Consider the following 2,689-nt stretch of genomic DNA (forward strand, 5'->3'; position numbering starts at 1 on the left):
ACCTTGTCGCTGCCGTACTTGAATTTGCCGCTGCGCCACTTGTCGATGGTGGCGAATGAAGTGCCGGCAAAGTTGGCCTCGTAGCCGAGCACACGGTCCAGTTCCAGTGGGTGGCCGACGGATTCGTGGATGGTAAGCCACAGGTGTGACGGGTCGAGCACCAGGTCGTACTTGCCCGGTTTTACCGACTTGGCCTTCAGCTTTTCCTGTGCCTGCTCGGCGGCGAGACGCGCGTCCTCGACCATATCGTAGGAGTCACCATACAGCACGGTCTGGGACTGGACCTTGTGTTCCGCGCGACCATCCAGATATTCGAAGCCGCGGCCGACGGGCATGCCGAGACCGTCGCGGGTGCGGAAGCCGCCGTCTTTCTTGTCCACCGCCGTGACACTGAACGGGGACCACAGACGGTGTACATCCTGGTCGATGTAGGAGCCGTCGGTAGAGGCGAAGTACTTCTGCTCGTTCACCAGGTACAGCATGGAATTGATGAAGCTGGCCCCGGCATCCAGCGCCGATTTGTTCACTTCCATCAGCAGGTCGACCTTTTCCGCCAATGGAATCTGCATGGCGTTTTTCTCGATCGGTGTTTTCCAGCTGACTTCGCCGTGGCCTTTCACTGGTGCCAGTTCCACCGGCTCCTGCTGGTATTTGGAGTTGGCCTTGGCGGTCGCTACTGCCTGGGCGGTAGCGCGGGCGATACCGTCGATCGTCATATCGTTGGTTGCCGCGAACCCCCAGGTACCGTTGGCTATGACACGCACGCCCATACCGATGGACTCGGTATTGACCACGTTCTGTACCTTCATCTCGCGGGTCACCACGTACTGGTTCAGGTAGCGGCCGATACGCACGTCCGCGTAGGATGCCCCCATTTTGGTCGCGGTGTTCAGCGCCGCGTCGGCGAACTCTTTCTTTACTGCAACATCCAGCCCACTCTGGGTCAACTGGCTTTCGGCAATCACGCTGGCGGAAAGTGGCAGCATGGATGCGCCCATACCGGCGCCACTCAACTGCAGAAATTTTCTACGGTCCATAATGTGTTCCTCTTTTTCTGCGATTGATCAAACGGCGTCGGACAGGCTGCTGAAAGTGAAGTCACGTACTTTCAGTGCGGGAACCATCGCCGGTCCACCCCACATGCTTACCCGCTCGGGGCGACCCATGTCTTCGATGTTGTTGAGCATGATGACCGGGCTTTCATTGAAGCGGAAATTCTTGATCGGGTATTTGATTTTGCCGTTTTCGATGTAGAAGGTTCCGTCGCGGGTCAGGCCGGTCAACAGCAGTGACTGCGGGTCAACCATGCGGATATACCAGGTGCGGGTTACCAGTACACCGCGGCGGGTTTTCTTGATCAGTTCCTCGGTCGACTTGTCGCCGCCCACCATGATCAGGTTGTTCGGTGAGGGAATCGCGGCGCCCTTGGATTGCTCTGCCCAGTAGCGGCTGCACGGCAGGTTTTCGACCACCCCGTCCTTGATCCAGTCCACCCGCTGCAGAGCCATATGGTCGTCGTCAGACCAGGGCTGCGCCGGCACATTGGCATCGGAAGGGTCGGAGTAGATATTGATACGCTTGTCGAACATTTTCTCGCCGGTGCGATTGCCACCGCCTTTCTTGCTCATAAAGCTGCGACCTTCATCGGCATTGCGAGCGTCGAAGTTACCCATCATGTAGGCGACGAGACCGGATACCGCACTCGGCTCCAGGATTACGGTGTATTTGCCGGGTTCCAGCGCGCGCGCTTCCTGCGACAACACCGCTTTGTCGATGGCAACGCCGGAGCTGGCTGCGGTATTCATGTTGGCGAAGTCGGTCACGTCGCTCTGCGCCCAGCCGGAACCGAGACCGTTTTCGGTGCGCATGGTGACGGTGAAGTTCGCCGAGGTCGACGCGTAGTAGCCGAACAAGCCCTTGGAATTGGCGACGGCGGCAAACGAACGCGCGTCCTCGAGGTAACCTGCGGCGACCACATCCTTCTTCTTCGCCGCGACGATAGAGTCGGCCGCAGCCTTGGCGCGCTGATCCGGAGTGATATCTGCGGTGGATTTGGAAAATCCGTTTACGGCCAGGTATTTCTGCTCGCCCAGCAGCGGCATGGATTCCGGGTTATCCGGGGAGAGTTTGGCCAGCTCTTCCGCACGACGCATCACTTTTTCCAGCGAGGCATCGCTGAACTCATTGATGGTCGCAATACCAGATTTCTTGCCGAAACGCGCTTCCACTGCCAGTTCGATATCGTTGACGATACCGCTGGTGGAAACGCTATTGCGCGCGTAGCGGATGTTGCCGGTCTCCGCACCGCTCAGCTGTGCGCTGGCTGCTTCCGCTTTGCTGTACTTCAGCACCTTGTCGAGAATTTTCTTGGCTTCACTTCTGGATAAAATTGCCATGTTTTCTGCTCCAAAAATTTATTGTTGTTCGCTTAGCCGATCTTGCGTTTGGTGTTGATGACATTGATCTTGTCAAAGCGCGTGGTCGAGCAGCCGTGGGAAACGGCGCTCACCTGACTGGGTTGCCCCTTGCCGTCGAAAAAGGTACCGCCGAGGCGATAGTCGCTGCTGTCACAGACCGCTGAGCAGGAATTCCAGAATTCCTGAGTATTGGACTGGTAGGCCACATCTTCTACCTGGCCGACAATTTCCCCATCCTTGATCTCGTAAAACAGCTGGCCACCAAACTGGAA

3 protein-coding genes are annotated in these 2,689 nt (G+C 57.6%); all 3 read right to left on the reverse strand.

What is annotated here, in order from left to right; all coding sequences use genetic code 11:
- The coding region (locus tag B4U49_RS00795) for a TldD/PmbA family protein (protein WP_143735453.1) at nucleotides 1-1,037 on the reverse strand (1,037 nt) is incomplete at its 3' end.
- A gap of 27 nt (nucleotides 1,038-1,064) precedes the next feature.
- Nucleotides 1,065-2,396, reverse strand: coding sequence for a TldD/PmbA family protein (locus tag B4U49_RS00800; RefSeq protein WP_078082703.1), 1,332 nt, complete (start codon nucleotides 2,394-2,396; stop codon nucleotides 1,065-1,067).
- 32 nt (nucleotides 2,397-2,428) lie between these two features.
- A partial coding sequence (locus tag B4U49_RS00805) for a metallopeptidase TldD-related protein (RefSeq protein WP_338036808.1) occupies nucleotides 2,429-2,689 on the reverse strand: 261 nt, incomplete at its 5' end.

Origin of the sequence: Microbulbifer mangrovi, assembly GCF_002009015.1 — a bacterium.
Classification (GTDB): domain Bacteria; phylum Pseudomonadota; class Gammaproteobacteria; order Pseudomonadales; family Cellvibrionaceae; genus Microbulbifer; species Microbulbifer mangrovi.

Coding starts and splice junctions, on each gene's coding strand:
- B4U49_RS00800 (WP_078082703.1), bottom strand. CDS start 2,396: ATGGCAATTTTATCCAGAAGTGAAGCCAAGAAAATTCTCGACAAGGTG.